This window comes from Bradyrhizobium iriomotense (assembly GCF_018130765.1).
GTDB lineage: Bacteria > Pseudomonadota > Alphaproteobacteria > Rhizobiales > Xanthobacteraceae > Bradyrhizobium > Bradyrhizobium iriomotense_A.
The window spans coordinates 1-24,190 of sequence record NZ_JAFCJZ010000037.1 but is presented as its reverse complement, the minus strand read 5'-3'; the positions used below and the strand labels follow the sequence as shown (position 1 = coordinate 24,190).

The following is a 24,190-nucleotide window of genomic DNA, read 5'->3' as shown; positions in this document are numbered from 1 at the left end:
TGTTACGGTTGCTTAACGTGCCCAGAGCGGATGGGCCTTCTGGTGCCAGGCCCAGGCGGTGCGGATGACCGTGGGCAGGTCGGAGTGACGCGGCACGAAGTTCAGAACTTTTCGCGCGGCCGAGGGATCGGCGACCAGGTAAGTGGGATCGCCGGCGCGGCGCGGCTTGACGGTGTGCGGCACCTCGCGCCCGGTCTCCTGCCTGATGGCGTCGAGGATCTGGCGCACCGAGAAGCCCGCGCCGGTGCCGAGGTTGAAGCTGCCGCCGGCATGGCCCTGTTCCAGAAGCCTCAGTGCCGCGACATGCGCGGCGGCAAGGTCGGTGACATGGATGTAGTCGCGGATCGCGGTGCCATCGGGCGTGTCGTAATCGTCGCCGAACACGGCGAAGTCGACATGGCCCTGCAGCGCCATCATGGCGCGCGGAATGAGATGGGTCTCGTTGTCGCGCAGCTCGCCGATGCCGCCGGCGGGATCGGCACCGCTGGCGTTGAAATAGCGCAGGCAGAATGCACCGAAGCCGTAGGCCGAGCGATAATCGGCGAGCATGCGCTCGATCATCCATTTCGATGCGCCGTAGGGGTTGATCGGCGCGCAGGGGAAGTCTTCCGGCAGCTCCTTGGAATCGGCATTGCCGTAAACGGCGCCGGTCGAGGAGAACACGATGCGACGGCAGCCGGCGTTGCGCATCGCCTGCAACAGCGACAACGTGCCCTGCACGTTGTTGATGTAATATTTCTGCGGGTCGGTCATGGATTCGCCGACGAGGCTGGCGGCCGCGAAATGCATCACCGCCGTGACCTTGTGTTCGGCGAAGGCGCGCGCCAGCGCCGCGCCGTCGAGCAGATCGCCCGTCACGAGCGGACCGGCGACGAAACTGCGGTGACCTGTCGAGAGATTGTCATAAACGACGGGCTGATAGCCGGCGGCGGTCAGTGCGCGGCAGGCATGCGAGCCAATATAGCCTGCGCCTCCTGTGACGAGGACAGTCGGTCGATCGGTCATGTTGAATGCTGCTCTTCTCTCAGCGATTGAAGGGCCGTTTGCGGCTGAAGAGAAGATAGAGCGCGCGGGGGTTGGTGGTCAAATAGCGCCAGAACAGGCGGCGTGGCTCGAGCCATGTGCGCCAGGCCCATTCGAGTCCGAATTTCTGCATCCATTGCGGCGCGCGGGACCGGCTGCCCGACAAGAAGTTGAACAGGCCGCCGGATGTCTTGATGACGCCGACATTGGTGAGCAGCGGCGTGAATTCCTCGACGAATGCCTGCTCGCTGGGCACGCCGAGCGCGACCCAGAGGTAATCGGGGGCGAGCGCGTTGATCTCCTCGACTTTCGCGCGCAGGGCTTCGCCGCGCAGATAGCCGTGGCTGTGCCCGACGATCTTCAGGTTCGGATAGAGATTGCGGACGTTGGCGACCGCCGCGGCGTTCTCGGCCTCGTTGGCGCCGAACATGTAGAAGGTGCGGCCGACCGCTTCGGCCTTGCGCGCGACGATGTGGAACAGGTCCGTGGTCGCGACGCGCTCGGGCAGCGGGAACCAGGATTGCAGTTTCGAGGCCGCCACCAGCGGCTGGCCGTCGGCATTGATGAGATCGGCGCCGCGGAACAGGCGGTCGGTCTCGGGCTCGGTCGCGCAGCGCGCCAGCACCTCGCCATTGGCCGAGGTCAGATGCAGCGGACGGCCGATGCGATTGCCGGGATCGGTCGCCGCGATCATGAAATCGGCGGTCGCTTCCATGTCCAGCGCGGCCATGCGAAGGCCGCCGACGGTGGTCCGTGGCACGTCGGCGGTCGCGGCCCGACCGTCCAGGTTGACGCGGCGCTCAAGCATATTGTCTGCCTCGCTGGCGCGCTTGGGTTGAGGGGGTGAGCTCGTCGAGCACGACGCCGACGAGCTTGCGCTCGGCGCGGCCGAGCGTGCTCAGGATCTCTTCCAGGCTGTCATTGATGTCCATGCTGGTCGGCAGCACCGCCACCAGCGCATCGACCTCATCGAGCAGCTTGCGGGGGCCGGCCGCGAGCGGCATTGCGGGGCCGTCGAGGATCACGAGGTCATAGCCGCCGGCGGAGCGCGCCTGCGCGATCGCCTTGCGGATGGCCTCGGTCGCCTTGCCGGAATCGCCTTCGGCGGCGGGCAGCACCGAGATGCCGTTCACCGTCTTGATCTCGCGCGCGGCCTTGCTGCCGTTCGAGAGCCAACCGAGCCTGCTCGGCTCGCTCTTGCCGTTACGGTTGACCTTGTTCGAGAGCGAATGCGCCAGATGATCGGCGTCGATCATCAGCACGCGGGCGCCGTCGCGCGCGGCTGCGAGCGCGAAATTCAGCGCGGTCACGCTGCGTCCGGTGGACTCGCCGGTCCCAAGCAGCGCGACGACCGGCAGCGCCTTGCCGCCGGCGCGCCGGGTCACCGCCGCGCGCATGTCGCGCCAGGCATTGAGCAGGCTCGTCAGGGGGAAGCCGGGACGCAGGGTCGGCCAGCCCAGCCGTGTCAGGTCGACGCCGCCGCCGGTGGCGAGAATGGCGCCGAGCGTGTGGATGACGTCGGCTTCCTGGAGGCGCGCGATCAGCGGCTTTTCGATCAGGGGTTTGTCGGCCATGGAAGGTTGCAGCGGTGGCGCGGCCACTTCCGGCGGAGCCTGCGCGACCTCCGGCGCTCGCGAGACCTGCTGCGGCTGTGCGGTTTCTGGAGTTCGCGCCACCTGCGGCGCTCGCGCAGCATCCGGGGCCGGCGTGCGCTGGGGACGGGCCGGCGTCGGCGCTGGTGCGGTCGCGCCGGCGAACAGCAGCTCGGCTGCGGCGAACCAGCCCGATGCAGCGATGGCACCGAAGATGAAGCCGATCATGGCGAACAGGCTCATGGCCGGCGGGAACGAACGCCGCTGCGGCACGGTGGCCTCGCCGATGACGCGGGCGGCCGACGTGTTCAGCGTCTCCTGCTCCTCGGTCTCGCGCGAGCGCTTGAGGAAGGATTGGTAGACGTCGCGGCTGGCATCGGCCTCGCGCTCGAGCTCGCGCAGGCGCACGGCGGCCTGGCTGAGCTGCACGCTCTGCCGCTTCTGCGCTTCCAGGGCCCGGTTCAGCGATGCCTCGTAGTCGCGAGCCCGCGTCAGATCGTTCTTGGCCGACTGGGCGAAGCGATCGATCTCCTCGCTGATGGTGCGCTTGAGATCCTCGACCTGCTTCTCGGTCTGGCGCAGCGCCGGATGGCGCGGGCCGAGCTCGCCGGCCTGCTCCGCATATTTCTTGCGGGCCTCGGCATATTGTGCGCGCAGATTGGCGATGGTCGGCGATTGCAGCGCTTCGGGAATCGCGCCGGCATCGGCCGCTGTGCGACGGCTCGCCTCGATCTGGTCGAGCCGGGCCTGCGCATCCATCGTCGCCGCGCGGGCTGCGGAAAGCCGCTGGTTGCTGGCGGAGAGCTGCTGGTCAGAGATCAGCGAGTCCTGGGTGCCGACGAAATTGTTCTGCGCCTTGTAGGTCGCAAGCGCGGTTTCGGCATTGCGCAGCCGCTCGCGCAGCTCCTTCAGGCGGCCGGAGAGGTCGCTGGTGGCGCGGCGTGCCGCCGAGGCCTGCGAGTTGCGGGACTCCGTGAGGTAGGCGTTGGTCAGCGTGTTGGCGAGCATCGCCGCCTTCGCCGGATCGGTCGACCACACCTCGATGTCGACGATGAAGCTCTTCTCGGTCTTGCGAATGGTGATGTGTCGGTTCAGCGCGTCGAGCGCTGCAAGCTGCACTTCCTTCGTTTCCGCCGCGGAGGGGGCGCGGGGCTGGAGGCCGACGAGGCCGAGCAGCGACGACATCAGGCTCTTGCCGTCGCCGCCGCCGAATTCGGGATCCTTGTCGAGACCCGCCTGCTGGATCACCTGGAGCAGTACGCTGTTGGAGGTGATCAGGCGCGCCTGGCTCTCCACGACCATGGACATGCCGGAGACATCCTGCGCGCGGGGCGTGAGCTCGCGATCGACGAGCTGGAGTTCGCGCGGGTCGACATAGAGCTGGGCGGTGGCGGTGTAGCGGGGCGTCAGGCTCTTGCCGACCGTGACCGCGAGCGTCGCGCCGAGCAGGGCGGCGGCCGCAATTGCGATCTTGCGCCGCCAAAGCAGGTTGACCAGCTCCAGCACGTTGAAGCCGGCCTGGGGCCGCTGCTGCGGGGCCTCCGGTCGGGCCCGATCGATCGGCTGGTTATAGTCCAGCATGGTCCCCAGCTTTCATTCCAACGGCCGCGGGCTGAGGGGTTACTCTTCGCTTTACGCCACGCACCCGGGATATAGGTGCCCAATCAACGCAACAGGGAAAATTAACCATACTCATTGAGGGACTATTCACCGAAATGGCAAACAAAGCGTTTAAGCGCATGCCGCCGTTTGACGCGTTGCAGTGACGCCGAGGTCCCCTAGAGATTAACGGTTCGTTACCGCGCGCAACGAGGCCGCAAGACTGCGCGTTGCCCGCGATGCACTGCGCGCGCATGGTCGTCAGCTTTTCCGCAGGATCACGTGATAATCGCCGCGGCGGACGTCGGTGCCGCGCGGGAGCACGGCGTTGAGCACGGTGGCGCCGGCATCGACGAGCGCCGCGAACAGCGGCTTGCGCCGGCGCATCTCGGGATAGCGCGGACTCTCGACCTCGCGGCGATAGATCATCTCGAGGCCATTGGCGGCCGCGAATGCTTCGAGCCGCGGCAGCGTCACCAGGGGATGGAAGAAGGTGGGGAAGGGCGGCTCGCCAGGCAGGCCGGCATCCTTGATGCCGCGGATGTGCCGGTAGAACCAGACGTGGAACCAGTGCGGCGAATATTTGGTGACGACGCCGGACAGCGAGCGCGGATTGGGCGCGCCGATCAGGATCATCCCGCCGCGCTTGAGCGCATCGCGGAAGTTCAGGAGTGCCGCGTCGACATGGGGCAGGTGTTCGATCACGTTGTAGCAGATCACGAGATCGAAGGTTTCGCGCCCAAAGCTGTAGGTCTGCACGTCGCCGAGGATGGCCTCGTCGGCGTAGGTGTTGTTGCGGACCTGGTCCTCGTCGATATCGACGACGGTGACCTTGCTGCGGCTCAGCAATTCCGGAGGAAGGACGCTGCACGAGCCGCCGCCGGCTTCATAGATGGCGAGCCGGCCCTGCGGCAGCTCGCGACGCAGCAATTCGTGAACGGCGAGCAGGCTGTCGCGGGCTTCGCCGGGGACCAGATCATGCAGCGCCTGAACGGGAGCAACCGAAGTGGGGATGTTGATCGCCGTGGCTGTCGTGAAATCGATCGTGGCTGGCTTGTTCATTTTCTCTGACCGCGCTTGTTCTATTCAAATTTACAGGAAAAAACTCGCATGCCCGAAGAGCAAATCCGATGCCGCGCCGTTTCACCGGTCGTGGTGCTTACGGTCGGGTTAATGCGGATGGGCGTTAACTACGGCATTGTCCATGTTGGCCCGCTCGCAGCGTAGTGGACTGCGAATTGCACTATCATGCTCGCGAGGATTTGCAGGAGAAACGCGCGAAAGCGGTTAAGTGCATGTATGCGAGCCGATCGGCGACTTGTTGCCATCCTCCGCTTCGAGGCCGGTCGTTCATTTTGGGACGCATCTGTCCCGCGGTGATGTGCCGTCACAGAACAACGCTGATCCGCGCGGTTGATGCAGGGCTTTTTCAATAAATCTCGGACATCTAGAACGTCATGACGCTGATCCCGACAGACCTTTCCGCCAACCGGATATCGGATGCCGTGCGCGATCCCAATCGGGAGATCGCGGCGAGCTCCCGCGTCATCGACCTGTCGGTCGGCATCGTCGTCTGCATCCCCTGCTTCCGCCGCCCGCAGCATCTGCGGCTGACGCTGGACTCGCTCGTGAACCAGCGTACCCCGCGTTCGTTTGCCGTCGTGATGGTCGAGAACGACGCGGCAAAGCGCGAGAGCGCGCCGGTCGCCGCTGAATATCTCGCCGACGGCAGGCTGCAGGGCATCTGCCTCGTCGAGCAGCGGCAGGGCAATTGCCAGGCGATCAACGCCGCGTTCGAGACGGCCCAGGCGCTGTTTCCCGCCGCGACCCGCTTCCTGATGATCGACGACGACGAGATCGCATCAAGCGACTGGCTCGAGTTGATGGTCCGCACCGCGGAGGCGACCGGCGCCGAAATCGTCGGCGGCCCGGTGTTGCCGGTCTTCGACGACGACAGCAAGCCGTGGCTTGCGCGTCATCCCGCCTTCTGCCCGGCCTATGATTACAGCGGCGCAGTGCCGCTGATCTATGGCTGCGGCAATTGCCTGATCACGCGTGCGGCGTTCGAGCGGTTCGACAAGCCTGCGTTCGATCTGCGCTTCAACTTTCTCGGCGGCGGCGATTGCGATTTCTTCGTGCGGTGCCGCGACGCCGGCATGCTGTTTCATTGGACGGCGGAGGCGGTCATCACCGAGACCGTGCCGCAGAGCCGCACCAGCTTCAGTTGGATCGCCAAGCGGGGCCTGCGCATCGGCGCGATCAATTATCGCGTGCAGTACAAGGCCGCGCAGAGCGTGGCGGCGCGGGTGCGTGTGTTTGCGCAGATGCTCGGCCGCCTGCCGCTGTCGCTGCTGCGTACGGCGCGTCTGCTGGCGACGTCGAAGGCGGTCGTCGCCATGCACCCGATGATGGTGGCGTTCGGTTCTGCGCTCGCGGCCTTCGGCTTCGACCCGAAGCCCTACGAGGCCTCGAAGATCGTATCCTGACGCTGCAGGGAAGAGTTAGATGCCGAAGCGGGCGAGAGCTGTCCTGGCCGCGGCGCGCGGCAGCGCCTTGAGCGAGCGCCGGCCAACCATCGCGAGATAGCCAAGGGCGTCGCGATATCTGCCGAAGCGAACCGCTTGCATCGCCGAATAGGTGACGAGATGAATCTCCGCGGCAAGGCGCAGCCCGGCTGCCGTGCCTTCGGGCAATCTCGCCAGGATCAGACCGTCGTCGAAGACACGCGCGATCGCGGGAAAGAAATCCTTCGGCGTCCGCACCGCCGCATTCATGGTGTTGGCGGTGTGCAGGCGGTAGTCGAGCAGCAGCTTCGGTGCGAACTCGAACTCGCCGATTGCGGCAAGGCGGCACCAGCAATGCCAGTCCTCGCAATATCTGAGCGCTGTGTCGAAGCCCCCGATGGCGCGGAAGGCCTCGGCACGGGCGAGCGCGATACCGCCATTGACAATGAAATTACCGGCCGCAAGTCGCGCCAGCACGTCGCCGGAGGGCTTGCGGCGTCCCTTCAGCAGGTCGCGCCGGCCGATCTGCCGTCCCTCGCTGTCGATCGTGTTGTAGTCGCCGTATACGAGGACCGCGCGCGGAGCATCGCGCGCCGTTGCGAGCAGTGCCGCCACCGCGCCGGCGCGCAGGCGGTCGTCGGCATCGAGGAAGAGCAACCACTCGCCGCTCGCATGCTGTGCGCCGAGATTGCGCGCCGCCGACACGCCGGCGGAGTCGTTGCTCATCAGGCGCAGCCGCGGGTCGCGAACGGCGCGGACGATCGCGATGGTGTCGTCGGTCGAGCCGTCGTCCACGACGATCACTTCGCTCACCTCGCCCTGCGCCAGCGCGCTGGCGAGGGTTTCGCCGACATAGGCCGCAACGTTCTTGGCGGGAATGACGACGGACACCGAAATGGTCGAGCCGACCTGCAGCGGCAGACGCGCCGGCGTCGCGACGCGAGAGGAGGCCGGCAATTCGAGAACGTCTTCTGCGGTGATCAAGCGGCGGCTCGTTCTTAATGATCTATTAACCGGGGCGCATCTGGCGCGCTGGCAGGACCAGCGATCGAAAACTCGCGGCGGATGATACTCGCATTGTCGGCAAATCATTGCGGGCGAGATCTGCGCGCCGCCGGTTTCGTCAAGTAACGTTAAGTCGACGGCATTGAGCTTGCGGAAAGATGGAGGGGTGCGCCAGCGCCGCTCGGCCGCACTGGTTGACGGACGGTTAACGGGGATGAGGTAGGAGCTGAGGCTTCCGCCGGCTTCACCACCTGCCTTGAGCCATGGATCGCAGCGCCGCTGACACCACTGACGTCGAGGCCCCATCGCTCGGCCATATCCTGCGCGACGGCCTTGCCGGGCTGAATGCCATGCGGGCGGCGCGCTGTCTCGTCGCGATTGCGGCCCTGCTTCTCATCCTGGTGACGCTCGATCCATTTCCCGATTTGCGCAGCGAGGACGCGGCCACCGTCGTCGGCGGGCGGATGGCGCTCACCTACGTTGCCTGGGGTCTTCTGGCCGCGGTCGCGGTACTGCTCGTCGCGGTCACGGATGCCCCCGCGCTGAAGAGCCTTGTGACACCGCTGCATGTGTGTCTCGTCGGCTGGCTGTTGATCAACATCGTCTTCTCCGAGAGCCGCGGCGTTTCGATCCAGCGTTTCGTGCTCGCGGCCAGCGTGACGGCGCTCGCCGTGCTGCTGCCGCTCTTGCCGCCGACGCAGCGCAGCTTCAATTTATGTCTCGGCGCCGCCGCACTCGCGCTGCTCGCGCTGTGCTATCTCGGCGTTGTCCTCGCCCCGCAATATTCGATCCACACCGCGCTCGACGTCACCGAGCCACAGCTCGCCGGCGACTGGCGCGGCAGCTTTGGTCACAAGAACGTGGCTTCGCCGGTGATGACCATCCTGGTCTATGTCGGCATCTACCTGTGCGCCGTCGGATCGTTCGTGATGGGGCCGGCGATCGCCGCGCTCGCCGGCATCTTCCTGATCTTCACTGGCGGCAAGACCTCTTCCGTGCTGTGCCTTGCGATCTATGCGCTGGCATCGCTGGTTTACGTCACGCGCAGCCTGTGGCTGAAGCGGCTCATCTGCTTCGTGCCGCTGATCGTGATGAACCTGCTGACGGTCGGCAGCGTGCTCAGCCCGTCGCTCGGGGCGATGACGCGGATGCTTCCGCTCGATCCCACCTTCACCGGCCGTTCCGCCATCTGGGAGTTCGCGCTAGCGGCCGTCGCCGAAAAGCCGATCGTCGGCCACGGCTATGCGGCTTTTTGGGACGACGTTTCCGCGCGGCAGACCGCCCAGGGCGCCGAATGGGCGACGTCGGCGGCGCACAGCCACAACTCCTATCTCGACCTCGCGGTCACCATCGGCCTCCCGGGGCTGGCGCTGGTGATCCTCGTCTTCGTGCTCGCGCCGCTCGGCAATTTCCAGTCCGCCCAGGCTCACAACCGGAGCAGCGCACTGGCAAAGCTGTTCCTGACCGTCTGGCTGTTCGGCCTGTACTACGGCGCCACCGAGACCTTCCTGCTCGAACGGCAGAATCCAATCTGGTTCATGTTCGCGCTCGCGGTGGCGGGCCTGCACTTCCTCGCAAGGTTCCAGTGCGTTGACCGGACGGAACACCAACGCTGACAGCTTGTCGCAGTCGCGGCGCTGTGGTTGCACCGGCTTAACGATAAGCCGCGACGTCGCTTGTGGTCTGCGGCAAAACATAATCTATGGAAACATTCAGCAGTCATATGTCCCGGGGATGACGTTTCTCAGCGTCGAGCAGCCAGATGGTCTTGTGTCCAGCGCGTCGGGAATCGCGGTCGATTTCCTGCGTGACTGGCGGCAGGCTGCGGCACGCCTGAGTGCCGGCCATCGCACCGCTTTCCAGCATGGTTACTGGCTCGGCGCCTGGTACGAGGCGTTTCGCGGCGTTGCGCCGCTGATCGCCGTGATCTCCGATGCCGCGACCGGCAAGGACATCGCGGTCGTGCCGATGATCAGCCATGTCAGGCGCGGCATCCGCATCGTCGAATTCGCCGATTTCGGCGTCTCCGACAACAACGCGCCAATCCTGGCGCGCGATGTGGCGCTGGATGCGGCGGCGATGGATGCGATCGGCAAGGCGCTGGTCGAGGCATTGCGCGCCTTGCCCGACCGCTTCGACCTGCTGCGCCTGAAGAAGATGCCGGCGCAGGTCGCCGGTAAGCCGAACCCGCTGGTGTCGCTCGGCCGTCCCGGATCCTGCTCGGTCAACGGCAACCTCGTGCTCGTCGGCGACGACTATGCCGATTATCGGGCGTCGATCAAGCGCATGCAGATGCCGCGCTGCTGGCGCGTCTTCAGCCGTCATGCCGGTGCGCGGTTCGAGATCGCCACGCATGTCGCGCGAGCGCACGAACTGCTGGACGTGATGGATGTCCAGCAGCAGGCGCGGATGCGCAAGCTCGGGTCGCGCTTCGTCCTCAACGACGACACCCATGCCCGGTTCTATCGCGAGGTGGCGCGCCAGGGTATCGCGGAGGGGTATGCCGTCATCTCGGCGCTGGTGTGCGACGAGGCCGTCGTCGCCACCACGCTCGGCGTTAGATACGGTGCGACCTATTTCCTGCTGCGCATCAGCCACGCAGGCGATTCCTGGTCGAGCTGCTCCCCCGGACTGCTCGTGACCGAACGCACCATGGCGACGCTGCATGCACAGGGGGTGCGCCGCTTCGATCTCAGCGTCGGCAATCAGGATTACAAGCGCCGGCTGGGCGCTGAACAGGTGCCGCTGACCGACGCGACCGTCGCGCTGTCCTGGCGCGGGCTGCCTTTTGCCTGGCGCGACCACGCCGCGCAGGGCCTGCGCCGTCACCCCAGGCTCGCCGCCTTTGCCGCGCGGGCGATGGGCAAGGGCGCGCGCTGACGGGCGCCGTCTGTTTCGCTGTCACCTCGGAAGGCCCGCGCGAAAGGCATCCAGCAATGCGCGTCCTTGCGGCCAGTCACTGATCCCGCTCGCGGCATTGATGTGGCCGAGTGCGCCCGGCACGATCAAGCCGGACTGCCAGGCCCGCGCCAGCCGCTGCGTCACGTCGAGCGCTCCATAGGGATCATTCGTGCTCGCGATGATTAGCGAGGGAAAGCGCAGCGCGCGGTCGGGGACCGGCTTGAACATCATGGCCTCCGCGGGAAAATTGCCGCCATCCGGATCGGGCACGGCGACCAGAAAGGCGCCCGCAATCGCGGACGGGAAGCGCGCGGCCCAGTGCGCCACCAGCAGGCAGGCGAGGCTGTGGGCGATCAGGACAGGCGGCTTCGCGCAGCGCGCGACCGCGCGCTCGAGGGCTTGCTCCCAGTCGTCGAGGTCCGGCTGATCCCAGCTCGCCGGCTGGAATCGCGTGAAGCGCAGCTCAGCGCGCTCCCACAGCGTTTGCCAATGGGCGTCTCCGGAGCCGCCGAGGCCGGGCAATGTGATGATGTCGTGCATGAACGTCCCGTGATATCTGAGGTGAGTTCGTAGTGTGGCCGACCGCGGTCCTGCATCACATGGCAAGTCATCGGCGAAATCGACCATCTGCCGATGATCTCAAGGTGGAATGGAGAATTGAGTTGGATCGTTTCGGGAGCATCGATGCCAAGGATTTGAAGATCCTCGAGGCGCTGCAAGCCAATGCGCGTGTGCCGCTGTCCGAGCTCGGCCGTTCCGTCGGACTGTCCCAGCCGGCCGTCTCCGAACGCGTCAAGCGGCTCGAGGAAGCAGGCATCATCGAAGGCTACGGCGCCCGCATCAACCCGCGCGCGCTCGGGCTCGGCCTGATGGCGCTGGTGCGCCTGCGCACCTCGCACGAGCACATCAAGACCTGCCTCAAACGGTTCAGCGAGATTCCTCACATCATCGAGGTCCATCGCGTGACGGGCGACGACTGCTTCGTGCTCAAGGTGCTCGTTCCGGCGCCGGAGGACCTCGAGACGATTGTCGATCGCATTGCCGGTTTCGGCACTGTTACAACCTCGCTGGTGCTGCGAAGCGAACCCGCGCGGCCGATCGGCAAAGACCTCGTCAGGAAGAAAACCGAACGTAGCTGAAGCGTGGCCTGCACGATCAGCTCGTCATCGCACCGTCACAAAGCCCGCGATTGCGCAAGCCTTCCGATTATCGCGCGCGTTGTGTTATCGTCGCCTCCGTTCCCCCGGAGGCGACATGGAAGATCGTTCGGCAAAATATCGCGCATTCTATGCGCAACTGATCTGCGCGGCGGCGAAAGCCGCGGATCCCCGTATTGAAGAGGCATTTCGGACCGTCAGGCGCGAGCCTTTCGTCGGGCCCGGGCCGTGGTCGATCGCTTTCGGCGGCCATCCCTATGTCGTGACACCCGATGACGATCCTGCCTTCATCTACCAGAACGCGCTGTTGGCGCTCGACCCGGCGCGCGGCCTCAACATCGGAATGCCCGGTGCGCACGCCTATTGGCTCAGCGGCTGCGCTGTCAGGGAAGGCGAGACCGTGCTCCAGATCGGCGCGGGCAGCGGCTACTACACCGCGATCCTCGCGCATCTCGCCGGCCCCCGCGGCCACGTCCACGCCTATGAGATCGACGAACGTCTGGCGGGACTTGCGCGCGACAATCTTAGGGATATCGCCCATGCGGATGTGAGCGATCGTTCGGGCATCGCCTCCGATCTGCCGGCTGCAGACGTGATCTATGTCTGCGCGGGCGCGGCGCAGCCGGCAACGGAATGGCTCGAGGCGCTGCGGCCCGGCGGACGGCTGGTGTTTCCGCTCGCGCCCGAAGGTGTGCACGGTGGCATGTTGATGATCACGCGCCCGGATGACGGGGCGATCTGGCCGGCGAAATTCCTGGGCCGCGCGCAGTTCATCGGCTGTGCGGGATTGCAGGACGCGGATGCCGGCCGGCGACTGGCCGAGGCGTTCGCAAAGGGATGGGAGAGCGTGCAGTCGCTGCGGAGAGAGGGCGCTCCCGATGAGACGTGCTGGTTTGCCGGTGAGGGCTGGTGGTTGTCGACGGCGCCGGCGCCCATGCCGACGGAGCAAGTTCAGCCTCACGCCGACATCACGCAGGCCTAGCGGTGATCGCGTCTCACGATCCCGTGCACCCGGCGCAGTGAAACCGGCCGCGCGAGGCGCGGAACAGGCTGCGGCAATACCATCGCCGCGCCAACGCTTGCGCGGGCCTGCGGATCATCTGCGCGATCAACAAGAGTTCGAAAGCCATTCGTATCGCTTCAGGTCAAATATCCCGCCCACGCATATGGGGCGGCATTCCCGGAGGAGAATGCCGCCCCTGTCGTATCAGCCATGCAGCTCAGCCACGAAGTTTCCTGGCAGTCTCCGCGATCTGCCGGCCCTGATAGCGTGCGCCGGCGAGCTCGTTGGCGCTGGGCTGGCGGCCGCCGTCGCCGCCGGTGATCGTGGTGGCGCCGTAGGGCGCACCGCCCGTGACCTCGTCGAGCTTCATCTGACCGGCAAAGCCGTAGTTCATGCCGACCACGACCATGCCGAAATGCAGCAAGTTGGTGATGATCGAGAACAACGTCGTCTCCTGGCCGCCATGCTGGGTCGCACTGGCGGTGAAGGCGCCGCCGACCTTGCCGTGCAGCGCGCCCTTGGCCCAGAGGCCGCCGGCCTGGTCCAAAAAGTTCGCCATCTGCGAGGACATGCGGCCGAAGCGGGTGCCGGTGCCGACGATGATCGCGTCGTAATTGGCGAGGTCCTCGATCTTCGCAACGGGCGCTGCCTGGTCGAGCTTGTAGTAGGAGGCCTTCGCGACCTCGGCCGGCACCAGCTCGGGCACGCGCTTGATGTCGACGGTGACGCCGGCTTCGCGCGCGCCCTCGGCGACGGCATTGGCCATCGCCTCGATATGGCCATAGGCGGAATAATAGAGGACGAGAACTTTGGTCATGTGTGGTTTCCGTTGATGATGAAATGAGTCGTTCTGTTCGGTGTCGTTGCCGGGCTTGACCCGGCAACCCATCGATCTTCGAAAGCTTTCATGCGAAGGCGATGGATGCCCGGCTCAAGGCCGGGCATGACGAGTTGGTGTGTGGATGCGCTCTAAGCCGCGTCGACGAGCACGAGTTCGGAGTCTTCGAGCGCCGTGATCTTCAGTCGGTCCTCGTCGCGGATCGCCGCGCCGTCGCGGGCGTTGACGCGCACGCCGTTGACCTCGACGGCACCCGCCGCGGGCACGAGATAGAGGTGACGCGAGGTCTGCGGCTCGTACTCGGCGCTCTCGCCCGCCTTCAGCGTGGTGGCGAGCACCCGCGCATCGGCGCGGATCGGCAGTGCGTCGGTGTCGTCCTCGAAGCCGCTCGCGATGGTGACGAGCTTGCCGGAGCGGTCGGCCTTGGGGAACGGCTTCGAGCCCCAGGTCGGCTGTCCGCCGCGCGCCACAGGCTCGATCCAGATCTGGAAGATCCGCGTCCTGGTCGGCTCGAGATTGTACTCGGAGTGGCGGATGCCGCTGCCGGCGCTCATCACCTGCACGTCGCCCGCTTCAGTGCGGCCTTCGTTGCCGAGGCTATCCTGGTGCGTGATCGCGCCTTCCCGCACATAGGTGATGATCTCCATGTTGGCGTGGGGATGGGCGGGAAATCCGGTGTTCGGCGCGATCTCGTCGTCGTTCCACACCCGCAAGGCGCCATGACCCATATTGTTCGGGTCATAATGGCCTGCGAAAGAGAAATGATGCTTGGCCTTGAGCCAGCCGTGGTCGGCGCCGCCGAGCTTTGCGAAAGGTCTGAGTTCGATCATTGAAGTGGGTCCTGATTGGAGGGGAGGGGTTTGGCGTTACGCGCCAAACCCGCCGTCGACATTGAGCACCGTGCCGGTGACGAAGGAGGCTTGCGGGCTTGCGAGGAAGACCACGCCGGCGGCGACCTCCTCGGGGCGGCCGAAGCGCTGCAGCGCGTGCTGCTTGCGCTGGGCTTCCGCGAAGTCGCGGTCGTCATCCGGATTCATGTCGGTGTTGATCGAGCCGGGCTGCACCACGTTGACGGTGATGCCGCGCGGACCGAGGTCGCGCGCCGCGCCCTTGGTGTAGCCGACGACGGCCGCCTTGGTGGCGACGTAGTCGGCAAGGCCCGGGAACGAGGCGCGGTCTGCGAGCATCGAGCCGACCGTGACGATGCGGCCGCCTTCACTCATCAGCTGCGAGGCGGCGCGGATCGCCGCGATCACGCCATGCACGTTGACCTGGTCCTGGCGGGCGAGCGCGTCGGTGTCGGCCTTGGCGTCGTCGGTGGCGCCGCCGGCGGCAACGCCGGCATTGTTGACGAGGATGTCGAGATGGCCGAATTCCCTGGCGACGTCGTTGACGAGCTGCGTCACGTCCTTGGCCGAGGCCTGGTCGGCCTTGAACGCACGCGCCCTGACGCCCTTCGCCTTCAGCTCCGCGACGACGGCCTCCGCCTTGTCGGGCGATGCGACGTAGCTGATGGCGACATCGGCGCCTTCATCGGCGAGTGCGCGGGCAGAGGCCGCGCCGATGCCGCGCGAGCCGCCGGTGACGAGGGCAACCTTGCCTGAGAGCTTCTTGGTCATTGGATTTCTCCATTTCCTGAATGTCTGATGGCCCTTGGATAAGCCTCCGCCTGTGGTATAGAAATAGAAACTGTTGAAACGCATTGTTTCCTTAAACATCCCAACTGGACCGGCTCCCCATGGCAAAACTCCCCGATTTCGAGGCGCTCGCGATCTTCGCAAAAGTCGTGGAATTACGGTCGTTTGCGGGGGCCGCGAGCGAGCTCGCGATGTCCAAGGCGACGGTCTCGAAGGCCGTGACCCGGCTGGAGGAGCGGCTCGGCGCCCGCCTGTTCAACCGCACCTCGCGCCGGCTCGCACTGACCGATGCCGGCCACAAGCTTGCCGACCGGGCGACGCGTCTGCTTGCCGACGGCGAGGCGGCGGAGAACGAGGCGCTGGCGCAATCGGTCGCGCCGCGCGGCCTGGTGCGGCTCGCCGTGCCCATGACATTCGGCATCAAGGCGGTGGCGCCGCTGCTGCCGGAGTTTTTCGAGGCCTATCCGGAAGTCTCGGTCGATCTGCATCTGAGCGATGCGACCGTGGACCTGATCGGCGAGGGCTTTGACATGGCGGTGCGGATCGCGCGCCTGCCGGACTCCTCGCTGATCGCGCGGCGGCTCTTCACCATGCCGCGCTTCACCGTGGCCGCGCCGTCTTATCTCAAGCGTCACGGCCGCCCGACGCATCCGATGCACTTGGCCGAGCACAGATGCTTCAGCTACGCCTACATGTCGACGCCCAACATCTGGCACTACACCAATTCCGCCGGCGAGCAGGCCAGCGTGCGTCCGGGCGGCCCGCTCCGCGTCAACAATGGCGAAGCCGTGATGCCGTCATTGATCGCAGGTCTCGGCATCGCCGAGCTACCGGAATTCATCGTCGGCGAGGCGATCTCCTCCGGCGCCGTCGAAGTGATCCTGAAGGACTGGAAGCAGGCCGAAGGCGCCGTGCATCTCGTGACCCCGCCCGGCGGCCCGCGTCCCGCACGCGTGGAAGCGCTCGGTGATTTTCTCGCGGCGAAGCTGCCCGGCACATGCAAGCGGCGGCCGAAGAAGGGTGGCAAAGCCGGATAGATCCATTTGGTGGGCACGGCGCTTCGCGCCTTTGCCCACCCTACAAGATCTCGCTAGTCTATCGTCCGCACAAGCTGCCGTAGGGTGGGCAAAGCGAAGCGTGCCCACGTCTTTGCCTGAGGGGATACCAAGTGTCTCGATATCGGCGCGCACAGGGCAGAATGTTTTTCTTCACCGTTGTGCTCGCTGATCGGTCGAGCACGCTGCTCGTCGATCAAGCTGATCGCCTGAGACGAATCTACCGAACCGTCTTTGAGCGCCAGCCATTCGAGACGGTCGCGATTTGTATCTTACCAGATCACCTCCATGCGATTTGGACGTTGCCGGAGGGCGACATCGACTTCTCATCGCGTTGGAGTGTGATCAAAGGCGGATTTTCGCGTGGCTTGGAGGCGGGGCCGCCTTCAATGAGCAAATTGAAGAAGCGCGAGAAGGGCATCTGGCAGCGCCGCTATTGGGAGCACGCCATTCGCGATGACGCGGATTTGGAGCGGCACGTTGACTACATTCACTTCAATCCCGTGAAGCACGGTCACGTCACCCGGGTGCGCGATTGGCCGCTCAGCAGCTTTCATCGCTATGTGGAGCAGGGGACCCTTCCGTTGGATTGGGGAGGGGATATGCGAGACATCCCGGGGCATTTCGGAGAGTGATCGTGGGCACGGCGCTTCGCGCCTTTGCCCACCCTACGGCATCTCGCTAGTCTATCGATCGCGCAAGCTCTCGTGGGGTGGGCAAAGCGACTTGTCCGCCGTAGCTCGAAGAGCGAAGGCGGAAGCGTGCCCACGCGTTCTGCCCGAGGGCCCGACTACGACACCGTCACGCCGTTGATCGCGACAATGCGCAGGCTCGGCTTCAGCGTGCCCTCCAGCCGCGTCTTCAACTCCTGGACACGCGGGTCGGTCGAGTGGGCCGCGCAGACCGCGTATTGATGGACGGATTGCGCCAGGGCCCGCCGCGCTTCCGGTGTTCGCGTCACGTTCGGCTCCGAAAGCCGCAAGACGATCGCGGCGAGATTGACCAGCATCTCGTCCAGGGCCACGTCGATAGTCGCAAGATTGTGCATCACTCCCTCCCGGGGAAGGGCAACCCGCGGGTCCGCCGATGCGTTCCAGGCCCGGTCGGACATGGTTAAGGCTTGGTAAACGACTTGTTCTTGCCGGTCGCCACGCTAGGCTGGCCGGAGAAACAAAGAAAATCGGGGGGAGGCACCACCATGGATCGACGCGATCTCCTGCGCGCGGCTGCGGCATTGCCGTTGCTGCGGGCTGCCTGGCCGGACAAGGCCTTCGCGCAGGCCTATCCGGCGCGCAACATCACCATGATCGTGCCGTTCCCGGCCGGCGGCCAGGCCGATCTCGCAGCGCGCCCGGTGGCGATGGCGCTGGAGCGGATCCTCGGCAAGCCCGTCATCGTCGACAACCGCGCCGGCGGCGGCGGTGGATCGGTCGGCAATGCCGCCGCGGCGCGCGCCGAGCCCGACGGCTACACGCTGCTGATGACGCTGTCCTCGCTCGCGGTGCTCCCCGAGGCCGACCGGCTGTTCGATCGTCCCGTTGCCTACGAGGTGTCGCAGTTCATGCCGATCGCGCGCGTGCTGGCCGATCCGACGCTGCTCGCGGTGCCGGCGTCGGCGCCGTGGAAGACGGCGCAGGATTTCATCGAGGATGCGAAGAAGCGACCGGGCCAGATCACCTATGGCTCCTCCGGGCCGTATGGCACGCTGCATGTGGCGATGGAGATGTTTGCAAACAGCGCGGGCATCAAGCTGCTGCACGTGCCGTTCCGCGGCGCCGGCCCCGCGCTCACCGCGTTGCTCAGCGGCACCGTGCAGGCGATCGCCGCAGCTCCAGGGACGCTGAAGCCGCAGGTCGACGACGGCAAGCTGCGCGTGCTCGGCAATTGCGGCGCAAGGCGCATCGCCAGCTTCCCGGATGTGCCGACCTTCCAGGAGCTCGGCTACAAGGACGTCGAGATGTACATCTGGGCCGGCCTCTTTGCGCAGAGCTCTCTTCCCGCGCCGATCGCGACGCGCCTGCGCGAGGCGATGGCGCAGGTGATGACGAGCCCCGACGTGCTCAAGATCTTCGAGACATCGGGCAGTCTTGTCGCCTATCAGGACGCGCCGGCGTTCTCCGAATTCGTGGCGACTGACAGCGCGCGCCTGATCGCGGCGGTGAAGAAGATCGGCAAGGTGGAGTAGGAACGAGGTTCAGAATTCGGTGCGGACCAGGCCGCGCAATGTGTGCCGGTCATAACCCGGCGCGAACGCGCCCTCCCAGGACGCCCTGAACGACGTCGCGGTCGTGAGATCCCAGCGGATCTCCGCGCCGGTGAGCGCCACCGTGCGCGCGCGTTCGACGCCGGTGATCGCGAACGGAATGCCAGGCGCGCCTTCGAGGGCTGCCGTCGTGGTCGCGGCGCTGCCGGTGAACTCATGGCGCACAGCAAAGGTCGCGCCGAACTGCGCGGCATGGCCGTTCGGCATCGTCACGCGATGATTGGCGCGCAGGCCCACCGTGCTATAGCCGACGTCGAAGCTGCCGGCCCGCACCAGTTGATTGACGCCGGGCGCACCGGATTCGGACAGGCTGCCCTGGCGGACCGCGTACCAGTCGGCCTTGGCGAATGGCTCGGCCGTAAAGCCCCATCCGGTCGCGAACGGACGCGCGATGCCGAGCGAGACGGCGAAGGTGTTCGCCCGCGAGGAGGCGGTTGCAGTCTCTCCGAGGAACGAGATCGTGCGCGAGGAATCGAGTGCCGCGAAGGAATAGCTGATGGCGGATGCGAGATTGAAGCCCCCGCTCTCGCCGCGCGCGTAGAAGCCCGCATGGCCGGCATTCGCGTCGATGCGGTCGGCGCGGCCTGCCATGCGCAACTGGCCGGTCGATGCGCCGACCGCAAGGCCGGCGGTGAAGCCGGGCATGTGCCAGAGGTCGGCACCGAGCGCCGCGCCGCCGACGGCTGTGCTCGTCCCGAAGGCAATGTCGCTCGCCGCTACCTTGTCCCAATTGCCGTAACCGCCGAACCAGACACTCTGCACCGGCGCAGCGCGGCGGCGGCTCAGCGCTTTGCCGATCGGGTCCGGCGGCTCCTCGGCATAGGACGAGGCCAACATGCGTACGGCTTCGCCGCGCGACTGCGTGCCGGCGTTCCACATGAAGCTCTGGAACATGTCGGCCTGGTCCGCCGTGAAGCGGCGTCCGTCGGCGTGGACTTGCCCGGCGAGATCGTCGAGGCCGGCCTTGATACCCGGCGTGTTGAGTGCGGCGAGCGTGTTGATCGCGGTGCCGAGCGCTCCCGATGCGCCGCCAGCCTGCGCCTGGTCCAGCGCGCCGGCCACTGCGGCCTGGTTCGGCGTCAGGCCCGACAGCGTGCCGAAGCCGCCGATCTGCTGCAGAATGAAATAGACGTTGTTGGCATCGTAGCTGAGCTGCCCCGAGACCAGCGGGCTGCCCGAGGTCGTGAGCGTCGCGAATGTGCCGCTGACGCCGCCGGCCGCCGTGAGGATCGTATATTGGGTGTTGGCGAGAAAGCCCGTGCCGAGCGGCACGATCTGCACCGTGCCGCTATTCAGCGTGGCCGTGCCGGTTGCCGCGATCTTGTCCGACTGGCCGGCTGCATTGATCTCGACCTGGAAGGTCGAGCCGGCATTGAAGATGACGTTGCCGCTGACGTTGAGGGTCCCGATCGAATTGCCGGGCGCGACCATGCCGCCATTGTTGACGACGATGCCGCCGACTGTGCCGCTGCCGCCGAGATAGCCGCCGTTCACGGTGACCACCGACGGCAACGTGCCGTTCACGATCAGGCCGCCGGCATCGACCGTCGTTGTGCCGTTGAAGGCCGTGGTGCCGGTCAACGTCCAGACGGAGGTCCCGGTTTTCGTCAACTGCTCGAATTCGTCATATTGCAGGCCGGCTCCGAGCGTTCCGAGGTCGAACGAGGCGCTGCCGGCGCTGCCGAGGTTCAGCGTGTCGGTGCCGGTCCCGCCGCGAACATTCCCTGTTATCGTCGAGCCTGGGGCGAGGCCGAGCACGTCATCGCCGCCGGACAGGTCGATTGCTCCGCTGCCGCCGCCCGAGATGGTTCCGGCATTGAGGACAGTGTCGGTGCCGGAAGAGCCCTGGATGGCGATGAAGAAGCCGCCGGAGATCGTACCGCCATTGATGAGGGTGTTGCCGCCGGCAATGAACTGCACGCCGGTATGGCCACCGCCGATCGATCCGCCCTGATAGACGAGGACGACATTGCCGTTCGACGTCCCGCTGATCCGCAGTCCCGTCGTGTTTCCTCCGGTCCCGACGGCCGTCCCGCGAATGTTGACGAGATTGTCGTTCGAATTGTCGATGACGATGGCCGCTTCGGCGTTGCCCGTCCCCTCCGCGATCCCGCCGGCCGCGATCGTCACATTGTTGTGGTTCGATCCGTTGGAAAGCAGAACGGCTCCACTGTAGGTCGAAGCCGTCGCTTGATCGTTGACGGTGACATGCGAAGCGATGGTGCCGTCGAAAACGATCGCGGGTATGCCGGCGCCCGGCACGAGCGATGTCAACGTTCCGTCGCCGACATTCACGGTGACGTTGCTGCCGCCCGTGGCGTTGATGTGATCGGTGTTGCCGAGGCCGGTGCAGGTGGCGACATCGCCCGAATTGAGCGCGCCGATCGTGCCGGTGCCGGCCACCGTGCAGGCCGCGAGCGCCGGCCCGGGGACCAGGACCCGCAGTGCGGCAAGCACCAGCGGCGCGAGTGCCGTGGTGACGAGCAGCCTGTTGCGCAGGATGGCGGCCGTTGTGGCGTTTTGCGCACAGGCCGGTATTGCAGTCGGCATCGACAATTCCCTCATTGCAGCACGATTGCTAGCGGGGATGCCGCGATGCTTCTTGGCGCTATGCGAAATGCGCTATGGCCAAAGGCGCAAGATGCCGGTTTGCCCCTGCCGTGTTGCAGCGAAGCCACGGGCGGCCGCCAGCTGGACCATCGAGGTCGCTGGGTCCTGCCGCACTTTCACATTTTGTTGTTGGCCCAGAACCCGTCCCCGCCTCATTGATTGATGAGAATTCGAGGGAATCGAGAAGGATCTGGACATGCGAGCAGAGCGGATTGCGCTGGGTGTGGCGCTCACGATCGGCGGCATCGTCGCGCAGAGCGCTGCCTCCGCCCAGGAATATCGCGGAACCATGGAACAGCAGATGGCCTGCACACCGGATGTCTGGCGCCTGTGCAGCGATCAGATTCCTGACGTGAGCCGCATTACGGCCTGTTTGCAGCAGAACACGCCGCTGCTCTCGAGCGGCTGCCGTGCCGTGTTCCAGTCCAACAATCAGATGCAGCCGCGGCAACCGGTCCCGCGCGGCCGTGCCGTACCGCAACCGCGCTACGATGCTCCGCCGCCTCCACCGCGGCCTTACGACGACGACTGAAGCATGATCCGGAAAAGCGCGCAGCAGCAGGCGCGACGATGCGGTCACCGCTTCGTTCAGCGCTCCCCCTTGCTGTCCGACTGAGGTCGATGTCGGAGCGCGATCCGCAGGACAACTGCGAAGAGCAGTGCTGCAACTGGCCAGTGGAACCAGATCTTGTGCATGCCGGTGAAGATATTGATCAGAATCAGAAAGGCCGACACTGTGAGGGCCGCTGCAACCGGGCGGGGCAGCCTTGCCAGCCCATCCGAGACGACATGCATCCACGAGGATGGCTCGCGCCTGTCGCCAATCCGCAGGTGACCGGCTTCCTCACGGCGAGTTGGGCTTTCGTCGACCGCGAAGCTCCGTCCCTGGCCGGTCCGGCCGCTCATGGTCACCCGATAACTGGTCATGGGCGCAACGTTCTTCATTGGTCGCTGGCCGAGACAGTCGAAGCCAACGGATAATTTGTTGTGCACCTGATCGTAGACGGAGCTTGAGATCACGACCCCGCCGGGGTCGGCGAGTTCTTGCAGTCGTGACGCGATATTGACCCCGTCGCCATAGATGTCGGAACCGTCCACCATCACGTCTCCGAGGTTGATGCCGATGCGAAACCGCATCGGGGGTGCGTGAGGTGGGTCCGCATCCTGGTTGGAAATTTCCTGCTGAATCTCGACCGCACATTGCACGGCCTCGACGACGCTGGCGAACTCGGCGATGACCGCGTCGCCCCAGGTATTCACGATGCGGCCGTCATGACGTTCCACCAATCCCGCAATGGCAGTGCGGTAGCGGCGGAGCGTCTCCAGCGTTCCCGTCTCGTCTGCTTCCATGAGGCGAGAATAGCCGTGCACATCGGCGCACAGGACGGTGGTCAGTCGTCGTTTCACCTTGTCGTCGGTCATGGCCCCTATGGTAGCCTCCCTGACCGGCAAATGCATCAGGCAGTCGGGGCCATGGCAGGCGTCAAATGCGCTCGATCTGCGGGCCTCGGTCGATGACCACGCGCCGTAGCCGCCTTACGGCCGGTGCTCGCAGACGTCGACCCATTCAGCCGCGGTCAGCTCGGCCATGCGGTCGGGCGTGATGCGCACGGCGCTGTGGGTCGAGCCCGCAGCCGGCACCACCACGTCGAACGCCTTCAGCGACACGTCGCAATAGACCGGCAGCGGCGCCTTCAGTCCGAATGGACAGACGCCGCCGACCTCGTGACCGGTGATCTCGGCGACCTCTTCCAGCCCCAGCATCTTCGGTTTGCCGCCGAACTGCGTCTTCACCTTCTTGTTGTCCATGCGCGAGGTGCCGGCGGCGACGATCAGGATCACGCGCTCGCCGATTCGCAGCGACAGTGTCTTGGCGATCCGCCCGGGCTCGACGCCATAGGCCTCGGCCGCCAGCGCCACGGTCGCGGAGCTGATCGGGGATTCGATGACGGAGATGTCGGGGGCTTTCTCGGCGAAGAAGGCGCGAACGGATTGCAGGCTCATTCCAGTCTCACGGGCGGGCGGCGATCTCTGGATGACCCCTAGATGAGACCTTGCAGCTCGGAGAGCGCGCGGACGCGGTGGTCCGGCGCAAAGCCAAGCTCGTCCATCTGGGTGCGGATCGCCTTGAACATGGTCAGCGGTGCCACGAGTTCGTTCTCGACGCAAGCCAGCGCCATGGCTTCCGGCGTCACTCGTTCGATCCAGGCGACGTTGAGGCCGAAGGATTTTGCGCCGGCGACGTCCCAGGGATTGGAGGACACGAACAGCACCTCATCCGGCTTGGTGCCGAGCACCTCGCCGATCAGCTCATAGGCCGCCGGGCTCGGCTTGAAGATCTTCTTTGCATCGACGCTGATGGTGGCATCGAGCAGGCGGTCGAGCCCCGAGTTGCGCACCAGCGCGCTCAGCATGTCCGGACTGCCATTGGAGAGGATGGCGAGCTTTCGCGGCCTCAAGGCTGCAAGCGTGCTTGTTGCATCCGGATAGAGATCGAGATGCAGATATTTTTCGATGACCCGCTCGAATGCCTCGCTGTCATAGGCGAGCCCGAGCACACGCAGCGTATAGGCGAGCGAGTCGCGCGTGACCGCGTCAAAATCCTGGTAGCGCTGCATCAGCGAGTGCAGCCAGGTGTATTCGAGCTGCTTGATGCGCCACACCTGCGTGATGATCTCGCCATAGCCCGGAAACGCATCCTCGGTGACGTCAGCGACCGACTGGATGTCGTAGAGCGTTCCGTAGGCGTCGAAGACGACGGCTTTGATGGGCATTGGCTGTCCTTCCGGGCCGTTGTGGTTCGCAAGAACTCCGATTGGGGAGCGCACATGATCGTCAGCTTACCAAAACACAGCGCAAGTGTGCCACTACAAGCGTGACCGGCGGCTTGTGACCCGATTGAGTCCTCTTGACAGTCGAGCGATGTAGAACGCGGTCCGTCGGCTGAGCGATCAAAGGCCCATGTACGCCCAAGACGGAGTACCACCATTTTTCCATCGCGAT

23 protein-coding genes are annotated in these 24,190 nt (G+C 65.6%); 9 read left to right on the top strand and 14 right to left on the bottom strand.

Annotation, left to right across the window (positions count from 1 at the left end; translation table 11 throughout):
• Window positions 1–12: 12 nt before the first annotated feature.
• The 4 genes from galE to JQ635_RS37305 form a co-directional block, all read right to left on the bottom strand.
• Window positions 13–1,005: a UDP-glucose 4-epimerase GalE gene (gene galE, locus JQ635_RS37320; RefSeq protein ID WP_211414754.1), complete on the bottom strand. Its 993-nt coding sequence runs from the start codon at window positions 1,003–1,005 to the stop codon at window positions 13–15.
• A 19-nt stretch (window positions 1,006–1,024) separates the two neighbouring features.
• Complete coding sequence (locus JQ635_RS37315) at window positions 1,025–1,831, bottom strand: WecB/TagA/CpsF family glycosyltransferase (protein ID WP_211414753.1); 807 nt, start codon at window positions 1,829–1,831, stop codon at window positions 1,025–1,027.
• A complete protein-coding gene (locus JQ635_RS37310; protein WP_211414752.1) occupies window positions 1,824–4,196 on the bottom strand; it encodes an exopolysaccharide transport family protein in 2,373 nt (790 codons plus the stop codon). The genes JQ635_RS37315 and JQ635_RS37310 overlap by 8 nt, the downstream gene beginning before the upstream one ends.
• A gap of 279 nt (window positions 4,197–4,475) precedes the next feature.
• A complete protein-coding gene (locus tag JQ635_RS37305) occupies window positions 4,476–5,276 on the bottom strand; it encodes a class I SAM-dependent methyltransferase (protein WP_211414751.1) in 801 nt (266 codons plus the stop codon).
• A gap of 395 nt (window positions 5,277–5,671) precedes the next feature.
• On the opposite strand from JQ635_RS37305, the gene JQ635_RS37300 reads away from it, so the two are divergent.
• Window positions 5,672–6,700 carry a glycosyltransferase family 2 protein gene (locus JQ635_RS37300; RefSeq protein ID WP_211414750.1) on the top strand — a complete coding sequence of 343 codons (1,029 nt, stop codon included), beginning with the start codon at window positions 5,672–5,674 and terminating at the stop codon, window positions 6,698–6,700.
• A 15-nt stretch (window positions 6,701–6,715) separates the two neighbouring features.
• On the opposite strand, the gene JQ635_RS37295 is transcribed toward JQ635_RS37300, so the two are convergent.
• Window positions 6,716–7,702: a glycosyltransferase gene (locus JQ635_RS37295; RefSeq protein WP_211414749.1), complete on the bottom strand. Its 987-nt coding sequence runs from the start codon at window positions 7,700–7,702 to the stop codon at window positions 6,716–6,718.
• A gap of 284 nt (window positions 7,703–7,986) precedes the next feature.
• On the opposite strand from JQ635_RS37295, the gene JQ635_RS37290 reads away from it, so the two are divergent.
• Window positions 7,987–9,339 carry an O-antigen ligase family protein gene (locus tag JQ635_RS37290; protein WP_211414748.1) on the top strand — a complete coding sequence of 451 codons (1,353 nt, stop codon included), beginning with the start codon at window positions 7,987–7,989 and terminating at the stop codon, window positions 9,337–9,339.
• Window positions 9,340–9,457: 118 nt separating this feature from the next.
• Window positions 9,458–10,603: a GNAT family N-acetyltransferase gene (locus JQ635_RS37285; protein ID WP_211414747.1), complete on the top strand. Its 1,146-nt coding sequence runs from the start codon at window positions 9,458–9,460 to the stop codon at window positions 10,601–10,603.
• A gap of 21 nt (window positions 10,604–10,624) precedes the next feature.
• On the opposite strand, the gene JQ635_RS37280 is transcribed toward JQ635_RS37285, so the two are convergent.
• Entirely contained in the window at window positions 10,625–11,164 is a 540-nt protein-coding gene (locus JQ635_RS37280; RefSeq protein ID WP_211414746.1) for an RBBP9/YdeN family alpha/beta hydrolase, read from the bottom strand.
• Between the two features lie 122 nt (window positions 11,165–11,286).
• Between JQ635_RS37280 and JQ635_RS37275 the strand changes: the two genes are divergently transcribed.
• Together JQ635_RS37275 and JQ635_RS37270 are read left to right on the top strand one after the other, a co-directional pair.
• Window positions 11,287–11,763 carry an Lrp/AsnC family transcriptional regulator gene (locus tag JQ635_RS37275; RefSeq protein WP_211414745.1) on the top strand — a complete coding sequence of 159 codons (477 nt, stop codon included), beginning with the start codon at window positions 11,287–11,289 and terminating at the stop codon, window positions 11,761–11,763.
• A gap of 115 nt (window positions 11,764–11,878) precedes the next feature.
• On the top strand, window positions 11,879–12,763 hold the full coding sequence (locus JQ635_RS37270; RefSeq protein WP_211414744.1) for a protein-L-isoaspartate O-methyltransferase family protein: 885 nt from the start codon (window positions 11,879–11,881) through the stop codon (window positions 12,761–12,763).
• A 238-nt stretch (window positions 12,764–13,001) separates the two neighbouring features.
• On the opposite strand, the gene wrbA is transcribed toward JQ635_RS37270, so the two are convergent.
• The 3 genes from wrbA to JQ635_RS37255 form a co-directional block, all read right to left on the bottom strand.
• Window positions 13,002–13,601 carry an NAD(P)H:quinone oxidoreductase gene (wrbA, locus tag JQ635_RS37265; RefSeq protein WP_211414743.1) on the bottom strand — a complete coding sequence of 200 codons (600 nt, stop codon included), beginning with the start codon at window positions 13,599–13,601 and terminating at the stop codon, window positions 13,002–13,004.
• 152 nt (window positions 13,602–13,753) lie between these two features.
• Window positions 13,754–14,452 carry a pirin family protein gene (locus JQ635_RS37260; protein WP_211414742.1) on the bottom strand — a complete coding sequence of 233 codons (699 nt, stop codon included), beginning with the start codon at window positions 14,450–14,452 and terminating at the stop codon, window positions 13,754–13,756.
• Window positions 14,453–14,488: 36 nt separating this feature from the next.
• On the bottom strand, window positions 14,489–15,241 hold the full coding sequence (locus tag JQ635_RS37255; protein ID WP_211414741.1) for an SDR family NAD(P)-dependent oxidoreductase: 753 nt from the start codon (window positions 15,239–15,241) through the stop codon (window positions 14,489–14,491).
• Between the two features lie 119 nt (window positions 15,242–15,360).
• Here JQ635_RS37255 and JQ635_RS37250 point away from each other — a divergent pair, with 119 nt between their 5' ends.
• Complete coding sequence (locus tag JQ635_RS37250; protein WP_211414740.1) at window positions 15,361–16,296, top strand: LysR family transcriptional regulator; 936 nt, start codon at window positions 15,361–15,363, stop codon at window positions 16,294–16,296.
• Window positions 16,297–16,427: 131 nt separating this feature from the next.
• Window positions 16,428–16,949 (top strand): REP-associated tyrosine transposase, encoded by a 522-nt coding sequence (locus tag JQ635_RS37245; protein ID WP_211414739.1) that lies wholly within the window; start codon window positions 16,428–16,430, stop codon window positions 16,947–16,949.
• 155 nt (window positions 16,950–17,104) lie between these two features.
• On the opposite strand, the gene JQ635_RS37240 is transcribed toward JQ635_RS37245, so the two are convergent.
• Window positions 17,105–17,362, bottom strand: a complete 258-nt coding sequence (locus JQ635_RS37240; RefSeq protein WP_211414738.1) for a hypothetical protein — start codon at window positions 17,360–17,362, stop codon at window positions 17,105–17,107.
• Between the two features lie 150 nt (window positions 17,363–17,512).
• Between JQ635_RS37240 and JQ635_RS37235 the strand changes: the two genes are divergently transcribed.
• Window positions 17,513–18,499, top strand: a complete 987-nt coding sequence (locus tag JQ635_RS37235) for a tripartite tricarboxylate transporter substrate binding protein (RefSeq protein ID WP_211414737.1) — start codon at window positions 17,513–17,515, stop codon at window positions 18,497–18,499.
• A 9-nt stretch (window positions 18,500–18,508) separates the two neighbouring features.
• Here JQ635_RS37235 and JQ635_RS37230 read toward each other — a convergent pair whose 3' ends face one another.
• Window positions 18,509–21,127, bottom strand: a complete 2,619-nt coding sequence (locus JQ635_RS37230; RefSeq protein WP_211414736.1) for an autotransporter outer membrane beta-barrel domain-containing protein — start codon at window positions 21,125–21,127, stop codon at window positions 18,509–18,511.
• A 256-nt stretch (window positions 21,128–21,383) separates the two neighbouring features.
• Between JQ635_RS37230 and JQ635_RS37225 the strand changes: the two genes are divergently transcribed.
• Window positions 21,384–21,719, top strand: coding sequence for a hypothetical protein (locus tag JQ635_RS37225; protein ID WP_211414735.1), 336 nt, complete (start codon window positions 21,384–21,386; stop codon window positions 21,717–21,719).
• 56 nt (window positions 21,720–21,775) lie between these two features.
• Here the strand turns inward: JQ635_RS37225 and JQ635_RS37220 are convergent, their stop codons facing one another.
• The 3 genes from JQ635_RS37220 to JQ635_RS37210 all read right to left on the bottom strand — a co-directional run bounded on the left by JQ635_RS37220 (window position 21,776) and on the right by JQ635_RS37210 (window position 23,961).
• Window positions 21,776–22,609: an adenylate/guanylate cyclase domain-containing protein gene (locus JQ635_RS37220; RefSeq protein ID WP_211414734.1), complete on the bottom strand. Its 834-nt coding sequence runs from the start codon at window positions 22,607–22,609 to the stop codon at window positions 21,776–21,778.
• A 114-nt stretch (window positions 22,610–22,723) separates the two neighbouring features.
• Complete coding sequence (locus JQ635_RS37215; protein WP_211414733.1) at window positions 22,724–23,191, bottom strand: YbaK/EbsC family protein; 468 nt, start codon at window positions 23,189–23,191, stop codon at window positions 22,724–22,726.
• Window positions 23,192–23,229: 38 nt separating this feature from the next.
• Window positions 23,230–23,961: a haloacid dehalogenase type II gene (locus tag JQ635_RS37210; RefSeq protein WP_211414732.1), complete on the bottom strand. Its 732-nt coding sequence runs from the start codon at window positions 23,959–23,961 to the stop codon at window positions 23,230–23,232.
• Window positions 23,962–24,190 lie beyond the last annotated feature (229 nt).